Below are 25,758 nucleotides of genomic sequence, written 5' to 3'. Positions count from 1 at the left end.
CCCCTGCCAAGGAGAACCATGTCACGTCACACTGCCGCCGGGCGGCGCGCCGCCGCCGTCGCCGCGGCCTCCGTCCTGCTGCTCAGCGGCTGCGCGTCTTCCGCCCCGGCCGAGGACGCCGGCACCGAGCTGACCGTCGGCGTCGTCACCGAGCCCGAGCGCTCCCCCGACCCGATCGTCGACGGCTCGCTCGCCGGCTACAACGTCTACTACAACCTGTTCGACCAGCTCACGCTTCTCGACGCCGACGGCGCCGTGCAGCCCGCCCTCGCCACGTCGTGGGAGGCGAACGACGACTTCACCGAGTGGACGTACACGCTGCGCGACGACGTCGTGTTCCACGACGGCTCGCCGCTCACCGCCGACGACGTCGTCTTCACCTACGAGACGGTGCTCGCGACCCCGGATGCCGACAACCTCGGCTACATGGGGATGCTCGAGTCGGTGAGCAGCCCCGACGAGTCGACCGTCGTCTTCCACCTCGACTCGCCGTTCTCGCCCTGGCCGTCGATCACGACGACCCAGTCGATCGTGCCGAAGGCCGTGTACGAGGAGCTCGGGTCGGAGGGCTTCGCCAAAGCGCCCGTGGGCACGGGGCCGTTCCGCTTCGTCAGCTGGACGCGCGGCGTCGACTACGTGCTGGAGCGCAACGAGGACTACTGGGGCACCGTGCCCGAGATCGGCACACTCACCTTCCAGACCGTCGCCGACGAGCAGGCCCGCCTCAACGGCGTGATCTCCGGCAGCCTCGACATCGCGCTCATCTCGCCGAACCAGGTGTCGTCGGCGGACGGATCGGGCGTCGAGATCGCCGAGCGCGCGTCGAACGGCGTGACGTTCCTCGGCATGAACTCGACGAGCGGACCGCTCGCCGACGCGCGCGTGCGCACGGCCGTCTGGCACGCCATCGATCGCGAGGAGCTGGTCACGTCGGTGCTGAGCGGTCGCGCAGTGGCCAACGACCAGGTCGTCGCGCCGAACGTCGCGGGTCACGTCGCGGACATCGCGGGCCCCGCCTTCGACCCCGCGGCGGCGCAGGCGCTCCTCGCCGAGGCGGGCTACGACGGCACGCCGATCCCCCTCGAGTACGCGACCGACGGGCGCATCCCGCTCAGCTCCGAGATCGCGCAGGCGATCGCCGGCTATCTCGAGCGCGTCGGCATCACGGTGGAGCTCGTCGGCATGGACCAGGCCAGCCTGTCCAACCGCATCTACGGCACGGTCGACATGAAGGGCATCTTCCTCAACACGTGGGCGCCCTCGACGATGGACGGCGACATGCCGATCACCAACATGTTCGCGGGCGGCCAGAACGACTACGCGAAGAGCGCGGAGACCGCGGCCCTCGTCGACGCGCAGCGCCGCGTCGAGGGCGCCGACCGCGACGCGGTCTTCCAGGAGCTCGCCGAGCTCAACTTCGCGCAGGCCTACCTCATCCCGCTGTTCACCCCCGAGACGGCGTACGCCGTCGCCCCGGGGATCGAGTGGACGCCCCGCGTCGACGGGCTGTACTCGCTCGCCGACCTGACCTTCGGCGGCTGAGCCGAGACGGTCCAGGATACCGCCGCGCACCCTTCGGCGGCATCCTGGACCGAACCCCGTCCTCCCCGACGACACCTCCCTCCGACGAAGGATCATGCCCATGACCGAGCTGTTCATCCGCAACGTCCGCCCGTGGGGCGCACCCGCCTCCGACGTCGTCCTGCGCGACGCGCGCATCGCGACCGTGCAGACGGCCGGGAGCGCGCCGCCGCCCGCCGCCGCGGAGGAGCTCGACGGGCGTGGCGGCATCCTGCTGCCGTCGTTCAGCGACGTGCACGTGCATCTCGACTCGACGCGCATGGGTCTGCCGTTCCGGCCCAACACGGCGGGCGACACGCTGTGGGATCGCATCATGAACGACCGGAAGAACTGGCGCTCCGCCGAGAAGCCCGTCGCCGAGCGCGCCGCGTACACGCTCGGCCGCATGATCGCGCAGGGGGCGACGCGCGTGCGCTCGCACGCGCAGGTCGACGCCGACTCCGGCCTGGAGAAGTTCGAGGGCGTCGTGAGCGCGCGCGAGGCGCACCGCGACCGGGCGCACGTCGAGATCGTGGCGTTCCCGCAGGTCGGCATCCATCTCGAGGACGGCGTGCCCGACCTGCTCGACGCCGCGCTCCGCAACGGCGCCGACATCATCGGCGGGCTCGACCCCTGCGGCATCGACCGGGATCCGCGACGCCACCTCGACACCGTCTTCGAACTCGCCGAGCGGCACGGCGTGCGCATCGACATCCACCTGCACGAGCAGGGCACCCTGGGCCTGTTCTCGCTCGGGCTGATCGCCGAGCGCACCCGCGCGCTCGGGCTCGCGGGCCGTGTGACCGTGTCGCACGCGTTCTCCCTCGCCTCCGGGCTGCCGCAGGTGGGACACGCCCTCGACGAGGTCGCGGAGCTCGACATCGCCCTGACGACGGTGGCGCCGAAGGGCTCGGCGGCGTGGCCCGCCGACCTGCCGCTTCTGGAGGTGCTCGACCGCGGCATCCGGGTGGGCCTCGGCGAGGACGGCCAGCGCGACTACTGGTCGCCGTGGGGCAACGGCGACATGCTCGAACGCGCCTGGATGCTCGCCTTCACCCAGGGCTACGTGAAGGACGAGCACGTCGAGGCGGCGCTCGCCGTCGCGACGTGGGGCGGGGCGACCGTCATCGACGCGGCGCTGCCGAGACTCGGCCGCTCGCCCCATCCCGGCGTGGCGCCCGGCGACCCCGCCGAGCTCGTCGTCGTCCAGGGCGACTCCCCCGCCGCGGCCGTGATGGACCGTTCCGCGGACCGCGTCGTCATCCACGCGGGACGCGTCGTCGCGGCCGGGGGCGAGCTCGCGTGAGCGCGCCGACGATCCTCGTCGTCAACTGCAACACCGACGCGGCGATGTCGGAGGCCATCGCCGGCGTCGCGCGCACCGCGGCCTCCGCGGGCACGCGCATCGTCCCCGTGACGCCCGCGTGGGGGCCCGCGTCGGCGGAGGGCTACGTCGAGAGCTTCGCGAGCGCCGTGGCGACGATGGACGCCGTGGCCGCCCACGCCGAGCCGTTCGACGCCGTCGTGATGGCGGGCTTCGGCGAGCACGGCCGGGAGGGGATGCGACAGCTCGTGCGGCAGCCCGTCGTCGACATCACCGAGGCGTCCGCGTACCTCGCCTGCCTCGTGGCGCACCGCTTCGGCATCGTCACGACGCTGCCCTCCACCCTGGCCGGCATCGACGAGGCGCTGCGCACGATCGGGCTGTCGGGCCGGTGCGCGGCGATGCTCGCGAGCGGGGTCCCCGTGCTGCACGCGGGCACCGACCCCGTCGCGACCGCGGACACCCTCGAGGCCACCGCGCGCGAGGCGCTCGCGCGCGGTGCCGACGCGATCGTGCTCGGCTGCGCGGGCTTCGCCGGCCTCGACGCCGAGCTGGAGCGGCGCCTCGGCGTGCCGGTGCTCGACGGCGTCGCGTGCGCCACCCGGCTCGCGGAGGACCTCGTCGCCCTGGGCAAGCGCACGAGCACGCGCGGCCCCTACGCGCCGCGCGACGCCGCGAAGCACTGGGAGGGCCCGCCGCTCGGCGCGCGACCCGCCCCGCCGCCGTCGTTCCCGAGGAGATGAGTCCCTCCCGAGGAGCGACACGCCGGCATCCGGCCCTCGGGAACGACCCTCCCCTCGGGAACGAACGCGGCGGTCGCGGCTCAGGCGAACGGCAGTCGCATGAGCACGCGCGGGAAGCCGTCGAGCACGGAGCCGGTGTCGGCGGCCTTCGCGAACCCGGCGTGCTCGAAGAGGCTGCGGGTGCCCACGTAGGCCATGGTCAGATTGACGCGGGCACCCTCGTTGTCCACCGGGTACCCCTCGATCGCCGGAGCGCCGGACTCGCGCGCGTGCGCGACCGCGCCGTCGACGAGCGCGTGCATGATCCCCTGCTTGCGGTGACCGGGGCGCACGCGGAAGCACCACAGCGACCAGACGTCGAGGTCGTCCACGTGCGGGATGAGCCGGTTCCGCGCGAAGCTCGTCGCGGCGCGCGGATGCACCGCCGCCCAGCCGACCGGCTCGTCGTCGAGATAGGCGAGCACTCCCGGCGGCGGATCCTCCGCGCACAGCTCCCGCACGCGCGCGGACCGGCCGGGCTCGCGCAGGGCCACGTTCTCCTTGCTGCCGATGCGGTAGCTCAGGCAGAAGCACACGTTCGACGTCGGCTTCTTCGGCCCGATGACGGCCGCGACGTCCTCGAACACGGTCGCCGGGCGCACGATGATTCCCATGTCACCAGTGTGGCAAGGCGCCGGTCGTCGCTGAAGGGCCCCGGCATCCACGAACCGACCCACGGCAGGGGATCTACGCGGCGGGCCCCAGCGGCATGCCGTAGTACCGGCTGTGCGGGTCGTCGGCGTAGTCGGCGAACGGCCCGCGGGCGACGAAGCCGTGCCGTTCGTAAAGCCGCTGCGCCGCCGCGAAGTAGTCGTGCGTGCCGGTCTCGAGGTTGAGCTCCCGCAGGCCGGCGGCCCGCGCGGCGGCGACGATCTCGGCGAGCAGCGCGCCCGCGACGCCGTGACCGCGGGCGCTCGCGGCTGTCCTCATCGACTTCACCTCGCCGGTGCCGTCGTCGTGCACCTTGAGCGCGCCGACGCCGAGGAGCGCGCCGCCGTCGTCGGCGCGAGCGGACCACATCGTCACCGACGGATGCTCCAGCGCCTCGACGTCGAGGGCGTGCACGCTCTCGGCCGGCGACAGGGTGTGCATGTCGCCGAGGTGCTCGCCGAGCAGCGCGAGCACGTCGGCGGCGCGGGGGCTCTCGATCGCGATGCGCATACGGGGAGTGTATCCGCGCCCTGCGGAGCGATACGCTCGGTGCACGTCCGACCAGATCGCAGGAGCAGCGGAGGTCAGCATGCGCGCCGTGCCCGATGACATCCTCGACTATCACGCGCGGCTCGACGCCGAGGCGCGACCGGTCTGCGACCTGCTGCTCGCGATCGTCGAGCGGGAGCTGCCCGACGCCGACCGCAAGATCTGGCACGCGCATCCGGTCTGGTTCTTCGACGGGAACCCCGTCGTCGGATACGACCGGCTGAAGGCGTCCGTGCGCCTGCTGTTCTGGAGCGGGCAGTCGTTCCGCGTGCCGGGCCTGAGCCCGGAGGGCACGTTCCGCGCCGCGGAGGCGCGGTACACGGCCCCGGATCAGGTCGACGCCGAGGCGGTGCGCCGCTGGCTCGCCGACGCGCGCGACATCCAGTGGAACTATCGCGACATCCGCAGGAACGGCGGCCTTCGCCCGCTTCGCGGCCTCGACGGATGACGCACGGCGCGGGATGCCGCGCTGCTGCGCGCGCTCGATGCCGGCCCCGGTTCGCACGACCGCCTTGGGATCGATTCTTCACCAATATCCATAAGTACAAACGTATGCTTGTGCTATGATGATCGCAGCCGAGCAGAGAGGCGCACGATGAGCACCGACGCAGCCGCAGCGGATCTCGATCTGGCGCTGCGCGCCCTGGCCGACGGGAACCGGCGCGCGATCCTGCAGGCGATCCGTTCCACGCCGCAGCCGGTCGGCGCGATCGCCGACCGGGTCGGGCTGTCGCAGCAGACGACCTCCCACCACCTCGGCGTGCTCCGGAAGGCCGGGCTCGCCGTCGGCACGCGAGAGGGCACCCGTCACCTGTTCGCCATCGACACCGACGGCCTCGCGGCGGTGCGCTCGTACCTGGACGACTTCTGGCCGCGAAAGCTCGCCGACCTGAAGACCGCGATCGAGGCCCGGGAGGAACAGGACCGTGGCTGAGTTCCGGGACTCCATCGACATCGCCGCCTCGCCGGAGACGGTGTTCCAGTACCTCACGACGAACGACGGCATGACCGCCTGGATGGGTCAGTACGCCGATCTCGATCCGACGCCCGGCGGACGGTTCGCCGTCGACATCGCGGGCCACCCCGTGCGGGGCGCGTACCTGCACGTCGAGCCCCCGAACCGCGTGGTCGTCTCCTGGGGGTTCGCCGGCAGCGACGACCTGCCCCCCGGCTCCTCGACCGTGGAGTTCCGGCTTACCCCGATCCGCGGCGGCACCCGGGTCGATCTGCGCCACTCCGATCTGCCCGACACCGAGGCGCGCGGCCACGCGGACGGCTGGGCGAACTTCCTGCCGCGCCTCGCCGTCGCCGGCGCGGGCGGCGACGCCGGACCGGATGACTGGCGCCCGCTCCCCGACCGAACCGATCCGCCACGCACCGACACCCGCACCGACCCGGAGGATCCCATGACACCCGACACCGCACCCGACACCGCCCGCGACATCGTGCAGCAGTACCATCGCGCGTGGACGAGCGGCGACGTCGAGGCCGCGATGCGCCATATCGCCGACGACGTCGTCTGCCGCGCCCCGGGCATCGACCTGAACGGCAAGGACGCCTACCGCGCGTTCATCGGCGGGTTCGCCCCGATGCTCACCGGCATCGGCGACATCGCCGAGCTCGTCGACGGGGATCGCGTCGCGCTGTTCTACTACCCGCAGACGGCCGCGACCTCGACGGCGCCGGCCGCGGAGCTCTTCACCGTGGCAGGCGGGAGGATCACGGCGAGCGTGCTGATCTTCGACCGGCTCTCCTACGGCCCTCCCGAGCAGGAGTGAGACGGGATCTCATCCTTGCCTGCGGGATGCCGGGCCCCCTTGTGCGAGGGCGGGCGGTGGGTACACTGACCGCATGCCCGTCATCGGAATCGGCGGCCTGTTCTTCCGCAGCCGCGACCCCGAGGCCCGAGCCGCCTGGTATCGGGAGCACCTCGGCATCGACGCCGGGCACGACGCCATCTGGACCCAGGGCGAGGGCATGACCGTGTTCGCGCCGTTCGCCGCGGACAGCGACTACTTCGCCGCCGACCAGCCGTTCATGCTCAACCTCCGCGTGACCGGCCTCGACGAGCTGACGGCACGACTGGAGGCCGCGGGCATCGAGGTCGAGCGCCGCGACGAGTGGGACACCGAGTACGGGCGGTTCGTGCGCATCCACGACCCCGAAGGCCTGCCGATCGAGCTGTGGGAGCTGCCCGAGCGGTCCGCCTGATCACGCGGCCCCTGCAACCCGGCCCGGTCGCGGCGTCGGCGAGGACTACTGCGCGGAGACGTTGGCGACGGGCTGGCGGAGCAGGGTGCGCAGCTTCTCCGGCGCGACCTTCCGGGCGTCGCTGAAGTACACCTCGTGATGCTTCCCGCGCACGCGGAGCCCGTTGTCCGGGATGAACCGGTGATGCATCCGCTCGAGCACCGGCCCCTCGTCGTCGAACGAGCCGATGTGCAGCGTCTGCACGCAGCGCCCCTCCGACAGCGACTCGAGACGGATGTCGTCGAGACGCGGCGGCGGGGCCTTCTCCCCGACCAGCTCGATCGCGCTCTCGAACATGCCGCGGCCCATCCACTCCGGCACCATGAGCATCATCGTCCAGTCCCAGCGGGACTTGTCGCGCGAGACGGTGAAGGCATCCATGTCCTCCGCCCACCAGAGCCCCTCGAGAGGGGGCACGACGTAGTCCCGGCCGAGCTCCCGACTGCTGGCGAACTTCAGCTTGTAGGCGACCGGATACAGCGTGGCGAGAGCGTCGGCATAGGCCGGCGAGCTGTTGGGATCCCCGTGCCCGTCGACCATGAGGTACTGCATGTCGGGCACGTCGACGATGCGGAACCGGCCGCGGACGGCCCGGTAGCTGTCGAGAGACTTCTTGACATCGATCTTGTCGCTCATCGGGCACCTCGGGCTCGGGAGGCGGAGTTCCGCACCGCGGCCGTGCGCGAGGCACTCGGCGAGCGGACGGCAAGGAGCGCGCCGTGAGGCCGAGCGCCGGGATCCGTGCGCCCCTCCGTGCGGGTGACGACGAAGCCCGCCGCCTCGACGCTCGCCGCGAGCAGTTCGATCGGCCAGGAATACGCGGTGGTGACCGCGTGATCGAACGGCTCCGGCCTCGGGCCGGCGAAGAACCCGATCGCGAGACCGCCGCCCGGCCCGAGGCTCCGCGCGAACTCGTCCAGCGGTGCGCTGACCAGCTCAGGGTCCGTGTGGATGAGCGAGTACCAGGCGAGCACGCCGCCCAGCGAACCGTTCTCGACGCCGAGGTCCTCGGCCAGGCCGAGCCGGTAGCGCGCTCCGGGGTAGGCAGCCCTCGCATGCTCGATGAACTCGGGAACGGGATCGATGCCCTCGACGTCGACTCCGCGCCTGGTGAGATGATCGGTCCATTGACCGGGACCGCAGCCGACGTCGAGCACGCGCCCGTCGATGCCGCTCGCCCACTCCTCGATGAGAGCGAGGTCGGGTCCAGCCACGTGTTCGATGCGCCCGACCGCGTCGATGTACTCGCCCGCCCGGGCACCGTACGAGGCTCGGACCGATTTCAGCGACATCCCGTCCCTGCCCCGCCGGCCGCGTGCCGGCGCTTCGCGCTCGCATCGGCTCTGCCGTCCATCCCCTCAGCCTAGAGCCGGCGGACCGTCGCGAGACCGGAGGGGTCTTGCGCACAGCGGACCGAATCTCGCTTGCCTCTGTACATTTTCCGATATGGGCATATGATCGTCTCATGGCACGAGCAGCGACGACCTCCGACGCGTTCAACGCGATCGCCGAGCCGCAGCGCCGGGAGATCCTCATCCGGCTGCGACGCGGCGAGCGTGCGGTGGGCGATCTGGCCCAGGAGCTCGGGATGTCCCAGCCCCAGGCGTCGAAGCACCTGCGGGTGCTTCGCGAGGTCGGACTGGTGCACGTTCGCGGCGACGGCAAGCAGCGGCTGTACGACCTCGATGCGAACGGGCTGCTGCCCGTCAAGGAATGGCTGGGCGGCTTCGAGCAGTTCTGGAACGAGAGCTTCGACCGCCTCAACGACTACGTCCAGGACCTGAGCCGGACGCGACAGGAGGAGACGCATGAGTGACACGGCCGACCGGGAGATCGTGGTCTCCCACATCATCGACGCCCCACGGGACCTCGTCTTCGAGGCGTTCACCGACGTCCGGCATCTCTCGCGGTGGTGGGGGCCCGAGGGGTTCACGACGACCACCCGGTCGTTCGAGTTCCGCGTCGGCGGCGAATGGAGCTTCGTCATGCACGGGCCCGACGGCACGCACTACCCCGAATGGATCCTGTGGCGGGAGATCACCCCGCCGGAGCGGCTCGTGCTGCTGCACGGCGCGTTCCGCGACGACCCCGACGCCTTCGACTCCTTCCTCAGCTTCGAGGAGGCGGGCGACCGCACGCGGATCGTGATGCGCACCGTGTTCCCCACTCAGGCGCTCCGAGACGAAGCCGTCGAGAAGTACCACGCGATCGAAGGCGGCCAGCAGACCCTGCGCGGTCTGGCGGCCTACGTCGCCGAGATCTCGCAGACCGACCGATAGCCAGGAGGCATCATGTCACTCGTCCGCGTGCACAACTTCTCCGTCTCGCTCGACGGCTTCGGCGTCGGCGAGGGCCAGCGTCTGGAGGCGCCGTTCGGGCACGCCGGACACCGGCTGCTCGAATGGGCCGTTCCGACGCGCACCTTCGCCGCGATGGGGTTCCACGGCGATCAGGAGGGCACGGTCGGCGTCGACGAGGCTTTCGCGAGCCGGTGGAACACGGGCATCGGCGTGGAGATCATGGGGCGCAACAAGTTCGCCCCTCAGCCCGGCCCGTGGCCCGATGACGACTGGCGAGGCTGGTGGGGCGACGACCCGCCCTTCCACACGCCGGTCGTCGTGCTCACGCACCATCCGCGTCCGCCGCTGGAGCTGAAGGGCGGCACCACCTTTCACTTCGTCGACGCCGAGCCCGCCGACGCGCTGGCACGGGCCCGTGAGCTCGCCGGCGGCCTGGACGTGCGCATCGGCGGCGGCACCACGACGATCCGCGAGTTCCTGCACGCGGACCTGATCGACGAGATGCACATCGCCGTCGTGCCGATCCTGCTCGGGCGGGGCGAACGGCTCTGGGAAGGAGCGGAGGGGCTCGAGCAGCGCTTCCGCATCGAGGCGGTCGCCTCGCCGAGCGGCGTCGTCCATCTGACGTTCTCGCGACGATGACGGCGGCGTGGTCCCTTCGCGCCGGCCCGGTCGCATCGCGTCAGGCTCGGGCTCGCACGGGCCGGTACCGCAGGGCGAGCGCTCCCGACCGGAACTCCCGGCGGTCCACGAGCTCGAGCTCGATGCGCTCGCGCAGGCCGGCGAGGAGCGTGGGTCCGTGTCCGGCCAGGACCGGCTGCACGACGAACTCGTACTCGTCGATCAGCCCGAGATCCGCCAGCGCCAGGGGCAGCGTCACTCCGCCCGCCCACAGTCCCTCGCCCGGCTCCTCCTTGAGCCGCCGGACAGCCTGCCCCACGTCGCCTCGCACCAGCTCGGCGTTCCAGTCGACCTCGCTCAGCGTGCTCGACACGACGTGCTTCCTCGCCCCGTCGATGGCCTCGGCGAACGGGACCTCCCACTCGTTCATCCAGTCGGGCCACGCACCGGTGGCGGGCCTCCGCCACGCCGACTCCATCATCCGGTAGGTCATCCGTCCGAAGAGCAGGGCATCCGCGCGCGCCATCTCGTCGGTCCAGTAGCGCATCGACTCCTCGTCGGGCGGGAGCCCCGCCTCGTGATGGCAGCAGCCGTCGAGCGTGACATTGATCGAGTATCGAAGCGGTCTCATCTCACCGATCTCCCTCGTTCGATCGAAGGCCCGGGTTCTCCCGTGTCGGGTTCACCCTAGCCGAGCCGCCCCGATCCGGTGGTGCGGAACGTGCCGCTGCACAGTCGTGCAGGACTACGGCGCGAGGGATGCCGCGAGCTGCTGGAAGTAGTTGTGCCTCGCCCAGGCGGCACGGTCGCCGATGACGTACAGCCGGCGTCTCGCGCGACTGGCCGCGACGTTGACGAGGTTGACGGTGGATGCCGCCCATGCCTTCGCACCGGGAGAGGCGGGATCGCCGCCGAGGACGAGGAAGACCACCGACGCCTCCTTGCCCTGCGCCGTGTGGATCGTGCCCGCCGTGAGTCCGGGATGGCTTCGCGAGAGCGTCTCGAGCCGGTCGGCGACGGCTCGGAACGGCGAGATCGCGATCACCTCCTCCGGAGGGATGCCGTGTTCCGAGAGGTAGGCGAGAGCCTTCTCCAGGCGGACGATCTGGTTCTCCTGAAGGTGGCTCCCGCGGGTCGGCGCCGGCTCGTCCACCCAATGGCTTCGGGCGATGAGCGGGCCGGTGGCGCTGTCGAAGGGATCCGGCTCGTCCGGATCGTCCGGGCGACGCGTGACGCCGTTCACCATGATGCCGTTGTAGGCGATCTCGTTGCAGAGGGTGAACATCGGGTCGTCGCAGCGGCGGTGCACCGTCAGCGGCGCGCTCACCCACACGCGCTGATCGCCCTGCTGAAGGGTCGTGCCGTGGCGCGACACCCGGTCGGCGAGCGTCTGCACCGACGCCTGGGGAGGCAGCCACGTCTCCGTGACCCCGTAGGCGATGGCGATGTCGCGCTGGGCCTTGTGCGGGATCGTCACGACGGGCTGCAACTGGAGCGGGTCGCCGACGGCGACCACGCGCTGCGCGCGCCAGATCGCGCCGACGGCGTGCTGCGGCGAGGCCTGACCGGCCTCGTCGACGAGGACCCATCCGATGCTCTCGGCGCCGATGTCGCCGAACATGCGCCCGAACGACGCGAACGTCGTCGAGACCAGCTGGACGACGAGAAAGAACAGCTGCCACGCTGCGAGCCGCTTCTCGGGCTCGAGGTGGCGCGGGCCGCCGCCCGCGACGATCTCCAGCGCGGCCCGGAGCCCGTCGATCACCGTGGCGGCGGTGTTCGCGAGGAAATCCTGGTGGAGCCGCATCGCGGCGAGGAACAGATCCGACCGTGCGGCGTCGAGCTCTGCGTCGAGCCAGGGGGCGCGCAGCTCGCGCGCCTCGCCGGTCCACGCCTCGTCCGGGTACGACGGCCCGACGTCCATCCTGTCGGTCTCGATCCGCTGCCGGAGGTCGGCCAGGGACGCCGACGCGCGCGCTGCTCCCTCCTCGGCTTCGGCGAGCTCGCGCCGGAGCTCGGCGGCGCGCTCCTCCTGCAGGCGGAGGCGTGTCTCCGCATCGTGCAGGGCGGTCTCCACGGCGTGCAGGCGTTCCTCGAGGGGATGCAGCGCCGCACGCCATTCGCGAACGGCGCGTCCGAACGTGAAGATCGTCTCCCACGCGCCTGGCCTGGCGCCGACATGGCGATCGCGGACCGTCGCGGCGAGAGCGGTCTCGCCGTGCGCCCGTTCGACGACGCTCCGCTCGGCGGCCACCTCCTCCTCGACGCCGTGGAGCTGAGATCGGACCCGTGCCGTGTGCTCGAGCCGGCTCCGCTCGGTCTCGATCGCCTGCGGGAGCCGGCCCCAGCGCTCCTGGGCCTCTCGTCGCCTCGCCAGCAGCGCGTCGACCCGCTGCTCGGCCCGCGCGAAGTCGTCACGCGCGTCTTTCCAGCTCTTGTGCGGAACGGTCCCGTCACGCCACTGAACGAGACGGGTCTGCATGCGCGGCGGGCTGTCCGGCACCGGCTCTCCCGTGCGCGGATCCTTCTTGTCGAACCAGAACGCCGACCGGAAGGAGCTGCGATTGCGCTTGTTGCCGAGGCGAGCGGCGACCAGTCCCCAGGCTCGGGCCTCCGGCGCGTGGCCGTTCTGCGCGTCGACGTCGGCGAGCACCTCGGTGGCGATGTCGGCGAAGTAGTCGGCCTCGTCGTGCCACCGGGAGTGGATCGCGCCCTGCGCGGGGATCTCCGCCGTCACGTTCTCGACGGCGGCGTTGTTCGCCGACACGACCACCATCTCGTAACCCGTCAGTTCGGGCCGCAGCTGGCGCACGGCCCGGCGATGCCCGTCCCCCGAGGTCCACAGGTGGGTCGTCGACGTGAACGCGTCCTCAGAACGGGCGAGCGACGCCAGCCGCCGAGCGCGTTCGACGACGTTGCCGGCGAGGACGTCGCGCAGCATGGTGGTCTTCCCCGTGCCCGGCGGACCGTTCACCCCCATCAGCCCGCGAGCGGGCGCCACGTCGGCGAGGGCGTGGTTCACCGCGAACTGCTGCCGCAGCGAGAGACCGTGCGCCGGGTCGGAGGGCCAGCGTCCCTTCGGGAGACGCTCCACCGCCACACCGCGGTCCGCCGCATCCCGGGTTCGGATCACATCCACGCGCTCGGCACGATCGAGGGCGCCGTCGGTCGTCAGGTAGCTCGCGAAGGCGTCGCCCATGCGACGACCGCCGACGACCTCCTCCCGGACGGCGGCGAGATCGTCCAGGAAGAAGCTGTTCAGGAAATCGGCGTCGCCGGTCTCATCCGCACGCTGCAGCGAGACCGCCACGGACTGGACGACGATCGTCTCCGTCGCGAGGCGAGGACGGCCGGCGACGCCCGCGACGGTCTGCGCCGTGCGCATCAGCGTCACGAGCGATTCCCCGTCCTGCGCGAGAGGCGTGTCTATCCCCGCTGCCTCGCGACGACGCCCCTCGTGCTCGTCGACCGCTTCGAGCAGGCGCTGCTGGGCCGCCGGGAACCCGTCCGCCCACGCGCCGCCGCGCGCGCCGAGCGTCTCGATCCGTCCCACGCCCCACAGCGCAGAGGACAGAACCGCGGAGTCGGCCGCCAGCCGCCCGCCGCCGTCGACCAGAAGCCCGGCGCACGCGCTTCGCCCGGCGGGGCGCTCATCGTACGCGTCCCTGTCCTCGCCGAAGGCCTCGTGCAGGCTCTCGTAGGTCGCTTCGAGGTCGTAGACGCCGAGATAGACGGTGTGCTGCCAGACCCGTCTCGTCTTGCCGACGGGCTCCGGCGGCCGAAGCGCGTCCCACGGCAGCGGATCGCCGGGCCTCCATTCGACCACCTGCCGGTCCCCGGATCGGACTGCTCGCGGGGTGGGCTTCGGAACCCGCTGCGGGCTGAAGAGCTCGAGCATCCACCAGAATCGCAGGATGCGCTGCCGCTCGTCTTCCGTTTCCGTCTGATCGGGCCTCATGGTTCAATGCTCCTCCCCCGCTGACAACGTGGGCAGAAGTGCGAGGAGCGATTCATGAACGCGACCCGCCTGATCGCCGCCCCGCAGCGACGACAGGGCTCCCCGGAACGCCCGTAGACCTGGAGGCTCCTGCTGAAGTATCCCGCCTGCCCGTTCACGTTGACGTACTGGGCGTCGAAGCTCGTGCCGCCCTCGGCCAGTGCCTTCGCGAGCACGGCGCGCACCTCGGCGAGGAGCCGGTTCACGCTCCGCGTCGCCAGCGCCGACGCGGGCGTCTCGGGGTGGATGCGGGCCGCCCACAGCGCCTCGTCGGCATAGATGTTGCCGATGCCGCTCGCCACGGTCTGGTCGAGGAGCACGCGCTTGACGCCGCTCGCCTTGCGGGCGAGCAGCGCGCGGAACCGCTCGTCGGAGAACCCCGGGTCGAGCGGATCGCGCGCGATGTGCGCGACCTGCGAGGGCACGAGGCGCAGCTCGCTCCCCCGGCCGCCCGCGAGCCCGTCGGCACACGGTCGCAGCTCGTCGATCGCGAGCGAGCCGAACGTGCGCTGATCGGCGAAGACGACGGCGAGCGATCCGTGCGCGGGATGCAGGATGTCGATGCGCACGCGCTCGTGCCGCTCGGCCGGCGCACCCGACTCGCGCAGCAGGAGCTGGCCGCTCATGCCGAGATGGCCGACGACGGCCTCGCGCCCGCCGTCGAGCGGCATCCACAGGAACTTGCCCCGTCGCACCGCCGCCGTCAGACGTCGCCCCATGAGCGCGGACGTGAAGACGGCGGCATCCCCGCGGTGCCGGGTGAGCGCCCGCTCGTCGAGAACGCTCACGCCCTCGATGAGGGCGCCCGTGATCGCGGGCTCGAGGCCGGCCCGGACGACTTCGACCTCGGGCAGCTCAGGCACGCGCCGAGAGCTCGTGCCACAGCGCGAGCGCACCGGCCATCTCGGCCTGCTTCTTGCTCGTGCCGGTGCCCGTGCACGACGCGTCGCCGACCGACACCGTCGCGGTGAAGGTACGGTCGTGGTCGGGACCGGTCGAGTCGACCGTGTAGACGGGCGCCTCCATGCCGAGACGTGCCGCGAGCTCCTGCAGGCTCGTCTTCGGATCGATCGCCGCGCCGTAGCGGTCGGGATCGGCGAGCAGCGGTTCGACCAGCCGCAGCACGAGCGCGCTGGCGGCCTCGGGGCCGGCCGAGAGGTAGACCGCGCCGAGGATCGCCTCGGTCGCGTCGGCGAGGATCGAGTCCTTGTCGCGCCCGCCGGTGCGGTCCTCCCCGCGGCCGAGCCGGATGTACTCCCCCAGCCCGATGCCGCGGGCCACCTCGGCGAGGGCGACGGTCGACACGACGCTCGCTCGCCGTTTCGCGAGGGCCCCCTCGTCGAGCTCGGGATGGCTCGTGTAGAGGTGCACGGTCACGGCCTGGCCGAGGATCGTGTCGCCGAGGAACTCGAGTCGCTCGTTGTGGGCGATGCCGCCGTTCTCGTAGGCGAACGAACGGTGCGTCAGCGCAAGCACCAGAAGCTCGGGATCGATATCGACCCCGAGCTTCTGAGTGAGCGCAGCGTGCTGTGCAGGAGCGCCGGTCACGACGTCAGACGTCGGCGACCTTGCGGCCCTTGTACTCCAGGAACAGCTCCGTGCCCTGCGAGTCGGTGACGACCTTCGCCTGGTGCGGGCGGCTGTAGACGACCTTGCCGTTCTCGACCGTCTTCACCAGCGCGGGCGCCTCGGCCTTCCACTGCGCGCGACGCGAGCGGGTGTTCGAACGGGAGACCTTCCGCTTCGGGGGGTTACCTGCCATGACTAGCTCTTCTCTTCTTCGGCGGCGCGCACTGACGCGTCGCCTTCGTGGTCTGGGGTGTAGGCCTGCAGCGCGGCCCAGCGCGGGTCGATCGTGGCATCCGGCGCGGGAGGCTCCGTCAGCTTCTCGCCCGTCACCGGGTCGAGGCCGGGGCAATCCGGCTGACAGACCGGCTGGAAGGGAAGCGACAGGACGATCGCATCCCTGACCAGAGTTTCAAGATCCACGTGGTCGTCTTGAACCTGCAGGTCAGTCGCTTCATCCCCAGGATACCCGAACAGCTCCTGAAACTCGACTTCGACTGGCCGGACGATGTCGGTGAGGCATCGTCCGCACACTCCCGCGTACTCCGTGTCGACCTCCGCCGTCACCAGGATCCCCTCGTGCACCGACTCCAGCCGCACCCGCAGGTCGACGGGCGTCTCCTTGTCGACGGAGACGAGACCCTCGCCCCAGCGCTCGGGAGCGGGCACCGTCCGCTCCAGCTCGCGCATCTCGCCGGGACGGCGCACGATGTCGTGCGCCGAGAAGACGAACGGGCCGTTCAAGCGTGAACGGGCCATGTCAGAACCCTCGCGCGCCCGTGTCGAGGAAGCGGGCGACCGGGCCCGGCACGAACGGCGACACGTCGCCGCCGAGCGCCGCGACCTGGCGCACCAGCGAGCTGGAGACCAGCGCGTGCGACGGGTCGGGCAGGAGGAACACGGTCTCGATCTCCGCGAGATGCCGGTTCACGATCGCCATCGGGGTCTCGTAGGCGACGTCGACCTGCGAGCGGATGCCCTTCACCAGCACGCCGGCGTTGACGTCGCGCGCATAGTCGACCAGCAGCCCGACGCTCCACGAGGCGACGACGACGTTGCCCTCGATCCCCTGCTCGGTGATCGACTGCTCCAGGAGGCTCAGTCGCTGCGCGATCGGCAGCATCGCCTCCTTGCCGGGGTTGTGCACGATCAGGACGTGCAGCTCGTCGTACAGCGAGGCCGCGCGGCGGATGACGTCGAGATGGCCGAGTGTCGGCGGATCGAACGATCCCGGGACAACTGCGATCCGGTTGTTCATGGTCTCCAGCCTATCGTTGCCTCGCTGTGACTCCGCCTCCAGCCTGGACGCGCGCGGACGCGAACCGCCCGCGCTCTCGTCAGCTCCTCGTCAGCGCGGCGCGCTCGCGCTGACCCAGGCGGCGCTCGATCGCCGCGGCGAGGCCGGGATGACGCAGCAGCGCCGGGTCGTCCTGCAGCACGCGGTCGGCCTCGATGCGCGCGTACGCGATGAGATCGGCGTCGGCGACGACCCGCAGCAGGCGCAGCGAGGAGCGCACGCCCGACTGCGCGTCGCCCAGCACGTCGCCCTCGCCGCGCAGCTGCAGATCGATCTCGGCGAGCTCGAACCCGTCGGTCGTGGACGCGACCGCCTCGACGCGCTCGCGCCCGGGCGTGCCCGCGGCCGCCTCGGTCACGAGCAGGCACAGGCCCGGCAGGCCGCCGCGCCCGACCCGGCCGCGCAGCTGGTGCAGCTGCGACACGCCGAACCGCTCCGCCTCGAGGATCACCATCGTCGAGGCGTTCGGCACGTCGACGCCGACCTCGACGACGGTCGTCGCGATGAGCACGTCGATGTCGCCGCGCGAGAAGGCCTGCATGACGGCGTCCTTCTCGTCGCTGGGCATCTTGCCGTGCAGGATCTCGAACCGGACGTCGCGGTACGAGGGATGCCGGGACAGCATGTCGTGCACCTGCACGACGCCCCAGCGCGTCGCCGACTCCGACGGCTCATCGGCCTCGTCGGACGTCGACGCGTCGGCGTCGATCGAGGGGCACACGACGAACGCCTGACGGCGCTGCGCCACCTCCTCCGCGATGCGGTCCCACACGCGCGCCCACCACGCGGGCTTCTCCGCGAGCGGGGCGACGAACGTGGAGATGCCCGCGCGTCCCTCGGGCATGGTGCGGATCGTGCAGACGTCCAGGTCGCCGAACACGGTCATCGCGACCGTGCGGGGGATCGGCGTCGCCGTGAGCACGAGGACGTGCGGGGCGATGCCCTTTGCGCGCAGGCTGTCGCGCTGCTCCACGCCGAAGCGATGCTGCTCGTCGACGACGACGAGCCCGAGGTCGGCGAACGTGGTCGACGCGCTCAGCAGCGCGTGCGTGCCGACGACGATGCGGGCCTGCCCCGAGGCGACGCGCAGGGCCGCCTTTCGCCGCTCCGCGGCCGGCAGCTGTCCCGTCAGCAGCGTCGGCATGAGCTCGGGCGACAGCTGCGGGCCGAGCATGCGGGCGATCGAGCGCACGTGCTGGGCCGCGAGCACCTCGGTCGGGGCGATGAGCGCGGACTGGCCGCCGGACTCGGCGACCTGGAGCATCGCCCGGAGCGCCACCAGCGTCTTGCCCGAGCCGACCTCGCCCTGCACGAGGCGGTTCATCGGCCTCTCGCCCTGCAGCTCATCGGCGACGATGTGCCCCACCGCCGCCTGGTCGGGGGTGAGCGTGAACGCCAGATCGGCGTCGAACCTCTCCAGCAGCGCGCCCGGACGGCGCACGACGGCGGGCATCGCCCGCAGCAGCTGACGGTGCTGCAGCAGCGCGGCCTGCAGCACGAAGGCCTCGTGCATGCGCAGCGTCCGCCGCGCCGGCTCGATCTGATCGAGCGTGTCGGGACGATGCAGCCGCACGAGGGCGGTGCGCGCATCGAGCAGGCCGTGCTCGGCGCGCAGAGCGTCGGGCAGCGGATCGGGCACGTCGCCGAGGTCGTCGAGCACCGTCGCGATGCTCTTCGCGATCGTCCAGCTCGTGAGCGTGCTCGTGGCGGGATAGATCGGGATCGGACGGTTGACCCACCGCTCGGTGCTCTCGCTCGCGGCGACCGGATCGTCGAACAGCTCGTACTCGGGGTGCGCGAACTGCTTCTGATACTTGAACTCGCCGACCTTGCCGGAGAAGATCCCCCGCCGTCCCGCGATCAGCTCGTTCTTGCGCCACTCCTGGTTGAAGAACGTGAGGCTCACGGTTCCGAAGCCGTCGCCGATGACGACCTCGAGCAGGCTGCCCTTGCGCTGGCGCATGCGACGCGACGTGACCGAGATGATCTCGGCGACGATCGTCACCTGCTCCCCCACGGGCAGCGATGCGATGGGGGTGAGCTCGCCCCGCTGCGCGTGCCGGCGCGGATAGTGGTCGAGCAGGTCGCCGACCGTCTCCATGCCGAAGGCGCGCGCGAACGTCTTCGCCGTCTTCGGCCCGAGCGCGCTCTCGAGCGGGCTGGAGAGCGAGAGCGGCGGCATGCCAGCAGTCTAGGCACGGTCGCCGACATGCCCGCCGCGCGGCGACGTGCACGGCGGGCGTCGACGAGCGAGGCGGGCGATATCGTGAAGCGGTGACGAGGATCATCGCGGGCCTGGCCGGATCGCTGCCGCTGGCGGTGCCCGACGCCGGCACGCGTCCGACGAGCGACCGCGTGCGCGAGTCGCTGTTCGCCGCCCTCGAGTCCGCCGACGCGATCGCGGATGCCGCGGTGCTCGACCTCTACGCGGGGTCGGGCGCCCTCGGGCTCGAGGCCGTCAGCCGCGGCGCCGCGGCCGCCGATCTCGTCGAGAAGGCGCCGCGCGCGGCCGCGGTGGCCGAGCGCAACGTGCGCGCCGTGAGCCGGGCGGTGCCCGACGCACGGGTGCGCGTGCACCGTCAGAGCGCCGAGGCCTTCCTGCGCGCCGTCGCCGGCACGTGGTCGCTGGTGTTCGCGGACCCGCCGTACGACCTCGCGGGCGACGAGCTGCGCGGCACGCTCGAGCTGCTCGTGCCGCGGCTGTCCCCCGACGCCCTCGTCGTCGTGGAGCGCGCCACGCGCTCGCCGGAGCCCGCGCTGCCCGACGGTCTCGTCGTCGAGCGCTCGAAGCGCTACGGCGACACGACGCTCTGGTGGCTCGCGCCCGCCACCGCCCCCTGACCGCGACATCCTCCGCCCGGCACCCCCCACGCCCCGATCGTGAGGCGGGGATGCCGGTGGAAGGCGGCGACGAGGCGTTCAGCCGCGGTGGGCGTCCCAGTCGCGATAGGGGTCCCAGCCGGTGCGCCCCGTGGCCGGGAGGCCGCCGATCGTGACGGCGGCATCCGTCAGGGGGTGCACGCTCCCGAGGGGGCGGAAGCCGTCGGGCAGGGCGACGTCGGAGGGGAAGCAGGCCAGGAGCGCGTGGTCCTCGCCGCCGTGCAGGGCGTCGTCGTCGAGGCCGGGCGGGAGGTCGACCGTGACGCCCGACGCCTCGGCCAGACGCGTCGCGTCGAGCAGCAGGCCGTCGGAGACGTCCATGAGCGCCGTCGCTCCCGCCGCCGCGGCGATCGGGCCGAGCGCGACCGGCGGATGCGGCCGCAGCTGCACGTCGAGGTCGCGCCGCTGCGCCGGCGACAGCTCGTCGCGTCGCACCGGCACGGGCTCGCCCGCGGCATCCCGGAAGAGGTCGAACAGCACGCGCAGGCCGCGGCTCGCCGCGCCGAGCTCGCCCGCGACGGCGACCACGTCGCCGGGCCGGGCGCCCGACCGCAGCACGGGCTCGACGCCGTCGAGCACGCCGAGGGCCGTGACCGCGATCGTGAGCGTGTCGGACACCGTGAGATCGCCCCCCTCGACGGCGCACCCCGGCGCCAGCAGCCGGCACGCGTCGCGGAGTCCGCGGGCGAGGTCTTCGACGAAGCCGATCGTGGTCTCGGGGGGCAGGGCGAGCGCGACCACGAGCGCGATGGGACGCGCTCCCATCGCGGCGACGTCGGCGAGGTTGACGGCCGCCGACTTGAACCCGAGGTCGACGCCGCTCGACCACGCGAGCCGGAAGTCGGGACCGTGCACGAGGGTGTCGGTCGTGACGACGATCCGCCCGCCCGGGGCCGCGAGCACCGCGGCGTCGTCGCCCGGCCCGACCTCGGCGTCCGACGGCCCGAGCACCGCGAGGATGCGACGCAGGATCGCCCCCTCGCTCAGGCTGCCGACGGTCTGCTCGCGTTCTGTGCCCACACGTCCACGGTAGCCTTGAACCGTGCCCCGACCCCGCCTCGCCGTCGTCTCGCTGTGCGCGCTCGTGCTGGCCGGAGGGCTCACGGGCTGTGCGGGAACCGTCGCGATGACGCCCGCCGCCGACGCGAACGACCCCGACTGCGCCGCCGTCACGGTGCGCCTGCCCGACACCGTCGCGGGACAGGAGCGCCGGTGGACCGACGCCCAGGCGACCGGGGCGTGGGGCGCGCCCGCGACGACGGTGCTGCTGCGCTGCGGCGTCCCCGAGCCGGGCCCCTCGGCGCTGCCGTGCGAGACCGTCGGCGGCACGGACTGGATCGTCGACGACTCGGAGGCGCCGAACTACCGGTTCACGACGTACGGCACCTCGCCCGCCGTCGAGGTGTATCTCGACGGCGAGCTCGTTCCCGGCCGCACCGCGCTGGACGCGCTCGCATCGGCCGTGCTGCTGCTCCCCCGCACCGACCGCTCATGCAGCGAGCGCCCCTCCACCTGAGAGCTCTCCTCTCTCTCCCTCCCCCCGGGCGAGCACCCCCCTGCCCACGAGGGTGCCAGTTATTGTCGCGAGGGTGCTTCCAGCCGTGCGGCGAGAGCACCCTCGCCGAGACAACTGGCACCCTCGCCGAGATAGCTGGCACCCTCGCGAGGGGGGTGGGGGGATCGTCGTTCGTGGGGAGGGCTCAGAGGGCGGCCTCGATGAGCTCCGTCACGAGCTCTTCGTACGTCATGCCCGACGCGATCCAGCACTTCGGGAACATCGAGATCGGCGTGAAGCCGGGCATCGTGTTGATCTCGTTGACGTAGAACTCCGTGCCCGTGTAGAAGAAGTCGACGCGGGCGAGCCCCTGCCCGCCCACGGCCTCGAAGGCGCGGGCGGCGATGCGCTGCATCTCGGTGAGCTCGCCGTCGCGCAGCGGCACGGGGCAGACCAGCTCCACGCCGGGCACGCCCAGGTACTTCGCCTCGAAGTCGTAGAACTCGCGTCCCGTCACGACGATCTCGCCGGCGAGGCTCACGCGCGGGCGCCCGCCGTCGCGCGCGGGCAGCACGCCGCACTCCAGCTCGCGGGCCGTGACGCCCTGCTCGACGAGCACCGTGGCATCCTCGGCGAAGGCGATGTCGAGCGCCGCGTCGAGATCGTTCCAGTCGGCGACCTTCGAGACGCCCACGCTCGACCCGGCGCGCGCCGGCTTCACGAACACCGGCAGGTCGAGCGAGCGCAGACGTCGCTGCCACAGCTCGGGATCGGCGCCGAGATCGGCACGCGTGACGGTCACCCACGGCACGACGGGCACGTCGGCCGCCTTCAGCACGTTCTTGGTCGTGTGCTTGTCCATCGCGATCGCCGACATCAGCAGCCCCGCACCGGCGTAGGGGATGTCGAGGAGCTCCAGGAAGCCCTGGATCGTGCCGTCCTCGCCGAACCGGCCGTGCAGGATCGGGAACACCACGTCGACGTCGCCCAGCGACTCGATCGAGCCGTCGGCCCGGCGCACGCGCAGCTCACGGGTCGTCGCGCTCTCCGGCCACAGCACGCGCGTGCCGTTGTCGACGACCTCGGGCAGGCGCTGCGGATCGAGGGAGAACTTCGCCGGATCGTCGTCCTCCAGCACGAAGGCGCCGTCCCGCGTGATGCCGACGGGGATCACGCGGAAGCGATCGCGGTCAATGGCCCGCAGCACTCCCCCCGCTGTTGCGGAGCTGATCGAGTGCTCGCTGGAGCGTCCGCCAAAGAGCAGCACCACCGCCGGTCTGGTCATTCTGAGTCCTCTCGCCCTTCGGCTTGTCGTCGTCGGTCGTCAGGTGAGGTGCGATGTCACGAGGGTTCATTGCGCCGTCGAGCACCATCTTGACCTGCTCGACGATGGGCATCTGCACGCCCGCCTCGCGGGCGAGCTGCAGCACGGGCGCGACGGATGCCAGCCCCTCGGCGGTCTGGTCCATCTGCTTGATCACGTCGGGGAGGCTCAGCCCCTGCCCCAGCAGGCGGCCCGCCGTGTTGTTGCGGCTCAGCGGCGACTGGCACGTCGCGATGAGGTCGCCGAGCCCCGCGAGGCCCTGCAGCGTCTCGGGCTGGGCGCCCTGCGCGACGGCGAAGTCGGTCATCTCGACGAGACCGCGGGTGATGATGGACGCCTTGGTGTTCTCGCCATAGCCGACGCCGTCGACGATGCCGATCGCGACGGCGATGAGATTCTTCAGCACGCCGCCGAACTCGGTGCCGATGACGTCGTTGTTGACGAACGACCGGAAGTACGCGTTGCGGGCCCGCAGCGCGACGGCCTCGGCCGTCTGCGGGCTCGTCGAGGCGATGACCGCGGCGGTCGGCTGCTCGCGCGCGATCTCCAGGGCGAGGTTCGGCCCCGATGCGACCGCGATGCGGTCGGGGTCGCAGTGCAGCTCCTGCTCGAGCACCTGGCTCATCCGCAGCCCCGTGCGCCGCTCGACGCCCTTCATCAGGGAGATGATCGGCACCTCGCTCTTCGCGACGAGCGGGCGGACGCCCTTGAGGTTCTGCCGCAGCGCCTGGCTCGACACCGCGATGTAGATCTGCGTCGCGCCGTCGAGCGCCTCGGACAGGTGCGGCGTCGCGGTCATGCGCTTGGGCAGGTTGATGCCCGGCAGATACTGCGTGTTGCGGTGCGCCTCGCGGATCTCGTGCGCCAGCTCGGGACGGCGCGCCCACATGACGACGCGGGCGCCGCCGTCGGCGAGCACCTTGCCGAACGTCGTGCCCCAGCTGCCGGCGCCGATCACCGCGACCTTGGCTCCGTCGCTTCCCCTAGGACTCAAGGCGTCCCGTCTCCTTCTGCCCGTGGTCCGATGGGTTCCATCGCTGGGCCGGCGGCTCCGCGTCGCGCAGGCGTCCAAGCAGGCCGGAGATGTCGGCCATCACGGCGTCGGTCGCGGCCGCCGACTGCGCGGTGCCGGCGAACGCCGAGAGGTCGGTGGGCGGGCCGAGCAGCACGCGCACGCGGCGGCGCAGCGGCCACAGGCGCAGCTTGCCGTAGCGCGGCAGGATCTGCTGCACGCCCCACGTCGCCACGGGGATGACCGGGATCGATCCCGCGAGCGCCAGGCGCACGGCGCCGGTCTTGCCGCGCATGGGCCACAGGTCGGGATCGCGCGTGAGCGAGCCCTCGGGGTAGACGATGACGCCGCGCCCGAGGCGCACGAGCTCCTCGGCCTGCGCGATCGTCTGCTTCGCCGACGACGCCGACGACGCCCGCGCGACCGGGACCATGCCGGTCGCCCGCAGCACCCAGCCCAGCACCGGCACGCGGAACAGGCTCTCCTTGGCCATGAACCGCGGCGCGCGGCCGAGCCGCCACGTCGCGACGGCGATGATGATGGGGTCCAGCTCGCTGTAGTGGTTGGGGGCGAGCACGTAGGGGCCCTCGGCGGGCAGGTGCTCGCCGCCCTCGATCTCGATCTTCGCGAGCAGGCCCGTCAGCGGGATGACGATCACGGCCAGCGGCCAGAACGCGCTGGGCCGCGACTTCTCGGGGCCTCCTCGCCGCGTCACCACGGCGGTCACTCCACGACGTCGAAGTCGGCGCCGAGCGCGGCGAGCTTCTCGAACAGCTTCTCGTAGCCGCGGCGGATGATGCCGACGTTGCTCACGTGTGACTCGCCCTTCGCGGCGAGGGCGGCGATCACGTAGCTGTACCCGCCACGCAGGTCGGGAACGACGACGTCCGCCCCGTGCAGCGGGGTCGGGCCGTTGATGACCGCGGCCTGCTCGAGCGCACGCCGCGCGACGCGCCGGTCGGGGCTGTCGAGCCCCTGGGGGTGGATGACGATGTCGGCGCCCATCTGGTTGAGCGCCTCGGTGAAGCCGAGCCGGTTCTCGTACACGGTCTCGTGCACGATCGACGTGCCGGCCGCCTGCGTGAGGGCGACGATGAGCGGCTGCTGCCAGTCGGTCATGAAACCGGGGTGCACGTCGGTCTCGACCATGACCGGCTTCAGCTCGGCGCCGCGGCGGAAGCGGATGCCGTCCTCCGCGATGTCGAACGTGCCGCCGACCTTGCGGAAGACGTTGAGGAAGGTCAGCATCTCCTGCTGCTTCGCACCGCCGACGAAGATGTCGCCGTCGGTCGCGAGCGCCGCGCACGCCCACGAGGCGGCCTCGTTGCGGTCGAAGATGCAGCGGTGGTCGTATCCGGCGAGCTCGTCGACGCCCTCGATGAAGATGACGCGGTTCGGCTCGTAGGAGATGATCGCGCCCATCTTCTGCAGCACGCCGATGAGATCCATGATCTCGGGCTCGATCGCCGCTCCGCGCAGCTCCGTCGTCCCCTTCGCGCGCACGGCGGTGAGCAGCACCTGCTCGGTGGCCCCGACGCTCGGATACGGCAGCGAGATGTTCGCGCCGTGCAGCCCCTGGGGCGCCGACAGGCGGATGCCGCTCGGCAGCTTCTCGACGACGGCGCCGAAGGCGCGGAGCGCGTCGAGGTGGAAGTCGATGGGACGGTCGCCGATGCGGCATCCGCCGAGGTCGGGGATGAACGCATGGCCGAGCAGGTGCAGGAGCGGCCCGCAGAACAGGATCGGGATGCGCGACGAGCCGGCGTGCGCGTCGATCTCGTCCATCTCGGCCGAGACGGCGTCGCTCGGGTCGAGCCGCAGCACGCCCTCCTCGACGTCGTCGACGTGCACGCCGTGCGCCTCGAGCAGGCTGCGCACGACGCGCACGTCGCTGATGTCGGGCACGTCGCGCAGCACGCTCGCGCTCCCGCCCAGCAGCGATGCGACCATCGCCTTGGTCGCGAGGTTCTTCGCGCCCTTCACCTCGACGCGCCCCGCGAGGGGTCGTCCGCCGCGGATGACGAGCGTGGTCCCGCCGTGGACGTCACCGTTGTTCGGTGCCGTCTCGACGCTGGGAAGTGTGTTCATTCGGAGGATCTCGCTTGCTGGTTGACGGATGCTGCGGCCGAAGCGCCCCGAGGGGCGCGTCG

At 71.8% G+C, this 25,758-nt stretch carries 29 protein-coding genes; 12 read left to right on the top strand and 17 right to left on the bottom strand.

Annotated elements, in window-relative coordinates:
* The first annotated feature begins 18 nt into the window (after nucleotides 1–18).
* From AOA12_RS09385 to AOA12_RS09375, 3 genes are all read left to right on the top strand, one after another.
* Entirely contained in the window at nucleotides 19–1,542 is a 1,524-nt protein-coding gene (locus AOA12_RS09385) for an ABC transporter substrate-binding protein (RefSeq protein ID WP_054682308.1), read from the top strand.
* A gap of 100 nt (nucleotides 1,543–1,642) precedes the next feature.
* Nucleotides 1,643–2,866, top strand: a complete 1,224-nt coding sequence (locus AOA12_RS09380; protein WP_197281105.1) for an amidohydrolase — start codon at nucleotides 1,643–1,645, stop codon at nucleotides 2,864–2,866.
* Nucleotides 2,863–3,627, top strand: a complete 765-nt coding sequence (locus AOA12_RS09375) for an aspartate/glutamate racemase family protein (protein WP_231637219.1) — start codon at nucleotides 2,863–2,865, stop codon at nucleotides 3,625–3,627. Before AOA12_RS09380 ends, AOA12_RS09375 begins: the two co-directional genes overlap by 4 nt.
* A gap of 80 nt (nucleotides 3,628–3,707) precedes the next feature.
* Here the strand turns inward: AOA12_RS09375 and AOA12_RS09370 are convergent, their stop codons facing one another.
* Both AOA12_RS09370 and AOA12_RS09365 read right to left on the bottom strand, forming a co-directional pair.
* Nucleotides 3,708–4,280 carry a GNAT family N-acetyltransferase gene (locus tag AOA12_RS09370; RefSeq protein WP_054682306.1) on the bottom strand — a complete coding sequence of 191 codons (573 nt, stop codon included), beginning with the start codon at nucleotides 4,278–4,280 and terminating at the stop codon, nucleotides 3,708–3,710.
* A 73-nt stretch (nucleotides 4,281–4,353) separates the two neighbouring features.
* On the bottom strand, nucleotides 4,354–4,827 hold the full coding sequence (locus AOA12_RS09365) for a GNAT family N-acetyltransferase (protein ID WP_054682304.1): 474 nt from the start codon (nucleotides 4,825–4,827) through the stop codon (nucleotides 4,354–4,356).
* An 88-nt stretch (nucleotides 4,828–4,915) separates the two neighbouring features.
* Here AOA12_RS09365 and AOA12_RS09360 point away from each other — a divergent pair, with 88 nt between their 5' ends.
* From AOA12_RS09360 to AOA12_RS09345, 4 genes are all read left to right on the top strand, one after another.
* Nucleotides 4,916–5,314: a DUF1801 domain-containing protein gene (locus AOA12_RS09360; protein ID WP_197281104.1), complete on the top strand. Its 399-nt coding sequence runs from the start codon at nucleotides 4,916–4,918 to the stop codon at nucleotides 5,312–5,314.
* Nucleotides 5,315–5,461: 147 nt separating this feature from the next.
* On the top strand, nucleotides 5,462–5,800 hold the full coding sequence (locus AOA12_RS09355; RefSeq protein WP_054682301.1) for an ArsR/SmtB family transcription factor: 339 nt from the start codon (nucleotides 5,462–5,464) through the stop codon (nucleotides 5,798–5,800).
* Entirely contained in the window at nucleotides 5,793–6,644 is an 852-nt protein-coding gene (locus AOA12_RS23835) for an SRPBCC domain-containing protein (RefSeq protein ID WP_054682299.1), read from the top strand. The genes AOA12_RS09355 and AOA12_RS23835 overlap by 8 nt, the downstream gene beginning before the upstream one ends.
* A gap of 73 nt (nucleotides 6,645–6,717) precedes the next feature.
* Nucleotides 6,718–7,077, top strand: a complete 360-nt coding sequence (locus tag AOA12_RS09345) for a VOC family protein (protein ID WP_054682296.1) — start codon at nucleotides 6,718–6,720, stop codon at nucleotides 7,075–7,077.
* Nucleotides 7,078–7,122: 45 nt separating this feature from the next.
* On the opposite strand, the gene AOA12_RS09340 is transcribed toward AOA12_RS09345, so the two are convergent.
* Together AOA12_RS09340 and AOA12_RS09335 are read right to left on the bottom strand one after the other, a co-directional pair.
* On the bottom strand, nucleotides 7,123–7,752 hold the full coding sequence (locus AOA12_RS09340) for a GyrI-like domain-containing protein (protein WP_054682294.1): 630 nt from the start codon (nucleotides 7,750–7,752) through the stop codon (nucleotides 7,123–7,125).
* Nucleotides 7,749–8,408 (bottom strand): class I SAM-dependent methyltransferase, encoded by a 660-nt coding sequence (locus AOA12_RS09335; RefSeq protein WP_054682292.1) that lies wholly within the window; start codon nucleotides 8,406–8,408, stop codon nucleotides 7,749–7,751. Before AOA12_RS09335 ends, AOA12_RS09340 begins: the two co-directional genes overlap by 4 nt.
* A 173-nt stretch (nucleotides 8,409–8,581) precedes the next feature.
* Here AOA12_RS09335 and AOA12_RS09330 point away from each other — a divergent pair, with 173 nt between their 5' ends.
* Genes AOA12_RS09330 through AOA12_RS09320 form a run of 3 tightly spaced genes read left to right on the top strand, consistent with a single transcriptional unit; the run spans nucleotide 8,582 to nucleotide 10,058 of the window.
* Nucleotides 8,582–8,932, top strand: a complete 351-nt coding sequence (locus AOA12_RS09330) for an ArsR/SmtB family transcription factor (RefSeq protein WP_054682291.1) — start codon at nucleotides 8,582–8,584, stop codon at nucleotides 8,930–8,932.
* On the top strand, nucleotides 8,925–9,395 hold the full coding sequence (locus tag AOA12_RS09325; RefSeq protein WP_054682289.1) for an SRPBCC family protein: 471 nt from the start codon (nucleotides 8,925–8,927) through the stop codon (nucleotides 9,393–9,395). The genes AOA12_RS09330 and AOA12_RS09325 overlap by 8 nt, the downstream gene beginning before the upstream one ends.
* 12 nt (nucleotides 9,396–9,407) lie before the next feature.
* On the top strand, nucleotides 9,408–10,058 hold the full coding sequence (locus AOA12_RS09320; protein ID WP_054682287.1) for a dihydrofolate reductase family protein: 651 nt from the start codon (nucleotides 9,408–9,410) through the stop codon (nucleotides 10,056–10,058).
* Between the two features lie 40 nt (nucleotides 10,059–10,098).
* Here AOA12_RS09320 and AOA12_RS09315 read toward each other — a convergent pair whose 3' ends face one another.
* The 8 genes from AOA12_RS09315 to AOA12_RS09280 form a co-directional block, all read right to left on the bottom strand.
* Entirely contained in the window at nucleotides 10,099–10,668 is a 570-nt protein-coding gene (locus tag AOA12_RS09315) for a dihydrofolate reductase family protein (protein WP_054682286.1), read from the bottom strand.
* 114 nt (nucleotides 10,669–10,782) lie between these two features.
* Entirely contained in the window at nucleotides 10,783–13,995 is a 3,213-nt protein-coding gene (locus AOA12_RS09310) for a DEAD/DEAH box helicase (RefSeq protein WP_054682284.1), read from the bottom strand.
* Nucleotides 13,992–14,897, bottom strand: coding sequence for a bifunctional DNA-formamidopyrimidine glycosylase/DNA-(apurinic or apyrimidinic site) lyase (gene mutM / locus AOA12_RS09305; RefSeq protein WP_054682282.1), 906 nt, complete (start codon nucleotides 14,895–14,897; stop codon nucleotides 13,992–13,994). Before mutM ends, AOA12_RS09310 begins: the two co-directional genes overlap by 4 nt.
* The gene (rnc, locus tag AOA12_RS09300; RefSeq protein WP_054682280.1) at nucleotides 14,890–15,582 is read right to left on the bottom strand and encodes a ribonuclease III; all 693 of its coding nucleotides are present in this window, start codon (nucleotides 15,580–15,582) and stop codon (nucleotides 14,890–14,892) included. The genes mutM and rnc overlap by 8 nt, the downstream gene beginning before the upstream one ends.
* A gap of 4 nt (nucleotides 15,583–15,586) precedes the next feature.
* Complete coding sequence (gene rpmF, locus AOA12_RS09295) at nucleotides 15,587–15,796, bottom strand: 50S ribosomal protein L32 (protein ID WP_050721097.1); 210 nt, start codon at nucleotides 15,794–15,796, stop codon at nucleotides 15,587–15,589.
* A 2-nt stretch (nucleotides 15,797–15,798) separates the two neighbouring features.
* Entirely contained in the window at nucleotides 15,799–16,359 is a 561-nt protein-coding gene (locus AOA12_RS09290; RefSeq protein ID WP_231637218.1) for a YceD family protein, read from the bottom strand.
* A 1-nt stretch (nucleotide 16,360) separates the two neighbouring features.
* Entirely contained in the window at nucleotides 16,361–16,858 is a 498-nt protein-coding gene (gene coaD / locus AOA12_RS09285) for a pantetheine-phosphate adenylyltransferase (protein ID WP_054682278.1), read from the bottom strand.
* Between the two features lie 79 nt (nucleotides 16,859–16,937).
* The gene (locus tag AOA12_RS09280) at nucleotides 16,938–19,079 is read right to left on the bottom strand and encodes an ATP-dependent DNA helicase RecG (RefSeq protein WP_054682275.1); all 2,142 of its coding nucleotides are present in this window, start codon (nucleotides 19,077–19,079) and stop codon (nucleotides 16,938–16,940) included.
* A 92-nt stretch (nucleotides 19,080–19,171) separates the two neighbouring features.
* Between AOA12_RS09280 and rsmD the strand changes: the two genes are divergently transcribed.
* Nucleotides 19,172–19,738, top strand: a complete 567-nt coding sequence (rsmD, locus tag AOA12_RS09275; protein WP_082406119.1) for a 16S rRNA (guanine(966)-N(2))-methyltransferase RsmD — start codon at nucleotides 19,172–19,174, stop codon at nucleotides 19,736–19,738.
* Between the two features lie 78 nt (nucleotides 19,739–19,816).
* On the opposite strand, the gene thiL is transcribed toward rsmD, so the two are convergent.
* Nucleotides 19,817–20,797, bottom strand: a complete 981-nt coding sequence (gene thiL, locus AOA12_RS09270; RefSeq protein ID WP_054682273.1) for a thiamine-phosphate kinase — start codon at nucleotides 20,795–20,797, stop codon at nucleotides 19,817–19,819.
* Between the two features lie 22 nt (nucleotides 20,798–20,819).
* Here thiL and AOA12_RS09265 point away from each other — a divergent pair, with 22 nt between their 5' ends.
* Nucleotides 20,820–21,293 carry a DUF3515 family protein gene (locus AOA12_RS09265; protein WP_054682271.1) on the top strand — a complete coding sequence of 158 codons (474 nt, stop codon included), beginning with the start codon at nucleotides 20,820–20,822 and terminating at the stop codon, nucleotides 21,291–21,293.
* A gap of 184 nt (nucleotides 21,294–21,477) precedes the next feature.
* On the opposite strand, the gene AOA12_RS09260 is transcribed toward AOA12_RS09265, so the two are convergent.
* The 4 genes from AOA12_RS09260 to murA are packed head-to-tail and all read right to left on the bottom strand — an operon-like array spanning nucleotide 21,478 to nucleotide 25,696.
* Nucleotides 21,478–22,557, bottom strand: coding sequence for a D-alanine--D-alanine ligase family protein (locus AOA12_RS09260; protein ID WP_082406117.1), 1,080 nt, complete (start codon nucleotides 22,555–22,557; stop codon nucleotides 21,478–21,480).
* On the bottom strand, nucleotides 22,463–23,590 hold the full coding sequence (locus AOA12_RS09255) for an NAD(P)H-dependent glycerol-3-phosphate dehydrogenase (RefSeq protein WP_054682265.1): 1,128 nt from the start codon (nucleotides 23,588–23,590) through the stop codon (nucleotides 22,463–22,465). Before AOA12_RS09255 ends, AOA12_RS09260 begins: the two co-directional genes overlap by 95 nt.
* Nucleotides 23,580–24,335, bottom strand: coding sequence for a lysophospholipid acyltransferase family protein (locus AOA12_RS09250; protein ID WP_054682263.1), 756 nt, complete (start codon nucleotides 24,333–24,335; stop codon nucleotides 23,580–23,582). Before AOA12_RS09250 ends, AOA12_RS09255 begins: the two co-directional genes overlap by 11 nt.
* On the bottom strand, nucleotides 24,332–25,696 hold the full coding sequence (gene murA, locus AOA12_RS09245; protein ID WP_054682261.1) for a UDP-N-acetylglucosamine 1-carboxyvinyltransferase: 1,365 nt from the start codon (nucleotides 25,694–25,696) through the stop codon (nucleotides 24,332–24,334). Before murA ends, AOA12_RS09250 begins: the two co-directional genes overlap by 4 nt.
* Nucleotides 25,697–25,758 lie beyond the last annotated feature (62 nt).

Source organism: Microbacterium sp. No. 7, assembly GCF_001314225.1.
Lineage (GTDB): Bacteria > Actinomycetota > Actinomycetes > Actinomycetales > Microbacteriaceae > Microbacterium.
The sequence above is the reverse complement of the archived record's forward strand: the minus strand, read 5'-3'. Positions and strand labels throughout refer to the sequence as shown.

Bases quoted from the DNA above. Each gene is read 5' to 3' on its own strand.
- AOA12_RS09335 (WP_054682292.1), bottom strand. From the start codon at position 8,408: ATGTCGCTGAAATCGGTCCGAGCCTCGTACGGTGCCCGGGCGGGCGAG.
- AOA12_RS09325 (WP_054682289.1), top strand. From the start codon at position 8,925: ATGAGTGACACGGCCGACCGGGAGATCGTGGTCTCCCACATCATCGAC.
- murA (WP_054682261.1), bottom strand. From the start codon at position 25,696: ATGAACACACTTCCCAGCGTCGAGACGGCACCGAACAACGGTGACGTC.
- AOA12_RS09315 (WP_054682286.1), bottom strand. From the start codon at position 10,668: ATGAGACCGCTTCGATACTCGATCAATGTCACGCTCGACGGCTGCTGC.
- AOA12_RS09260 (WP_082406117.1), bottom strand. From the start codon at position 22,557: ATGACCAGACCGGCGGTGGTGCTGCTCTTTGGCGGACGCTCCAGCGAG.
- AOA12_RS09320 (WP_054682287.1), top strand. From the start codon at position 9,408: ATGTCACTCGTCCGCGTGCACAACTTCTCCGTCTCGCTCGACGGCTTC.
- AOA12_RS09370 (WP_054682306.1), bottom strand. From the start codon at position 4,280: ATGGGAATCATCGTGCGCCCGGCGACCGTGTTCGAGGACGTCGCGGCC.
- AOA12_RS09330 (WP_054682291.1), top strand. From the start codon at position 8,582: ATGGCACGAGCAGCGACGACCTCCGACGCGTTCAACGCGATCGCCGAG.
- AOA12_RS09340 (WP_054682294.1), bottom strand. From the start codon at position 7,752: ATGAGCGACAAGATCGATGTCAAGAAGTCTCTCGACAGCTACCGGGCC.
- AOA12_RS09280 (WP_054682275.1), bottom strand. From the start codon at position 19,079: ATGCCGCCGCTCTCGCTCTCCAGCCCGCTCGAGAGCGCGCTCGGGCCG.
- AOA12_RS09365 (WP_054682304.1), bottom strand. From the start codon at position 4,827: ATGCGCATCGCGATCGAGAGCCCCCGCGCCGCCGACGTGCTCGCGCTG.
- rpmF (WP_050721097.1), bottom strand. From the start codon at position 15,796: ATGGCAGGTAACCCCCCGAAGCGGAAGGTCTCCCGTTCGAACACCCGC.
- coaD (WP_054682278.1), bottom strand. From the start codon at position 16,858: ATGAACAACCGGATCGCAGTTGTCCCGGGATCGTTCGATCCGCCGACA.
- AOA12_RS09380 (WP_197281105.1), top strand. From the start codon at position 1,643: ATGACCGAGCTGTTCATCCGCAACGTCCGCCCGTGGGGCGCACCCGCC.
- AOA12_RS09290 (WP_231637218.1), bottom strand. From the start codon at position 16,359: ATGGCCCGTTCACGCTTGAACGGCCCGTTCGTCTTCTCGGCGCACGAC.
- AOA12_RS09355 (WP_054682301.1), top strand. From the start codon at position 5,462: ATGAGCACCGACGCAGCCGCAGCGGATCTCGATCTGGCGCTGCGCGCC.
- AOA12_RS09385 (WP_054682308.1), top strand. From the start codon at position 19: ATGTCACGTCACACTGCCGCCGGGCGGCGCGCCGCCGCCGTCGCCGCG.
- AOA12_RS09310 (WP_054682284.1), bottom strand. From the start codon at position 13,995: ATGAGGCCCGATCAGACGGAAACGGAAGACGAGCGGCAGCGCATCCTG.
- AOA12_RS09345 (WP_054682296.1), top strand. From the start codon at position 6,718: ATGCCCGTCATCGGAATCGGCGGCCTGTTCTTCCGCAGCCGCGACCCC.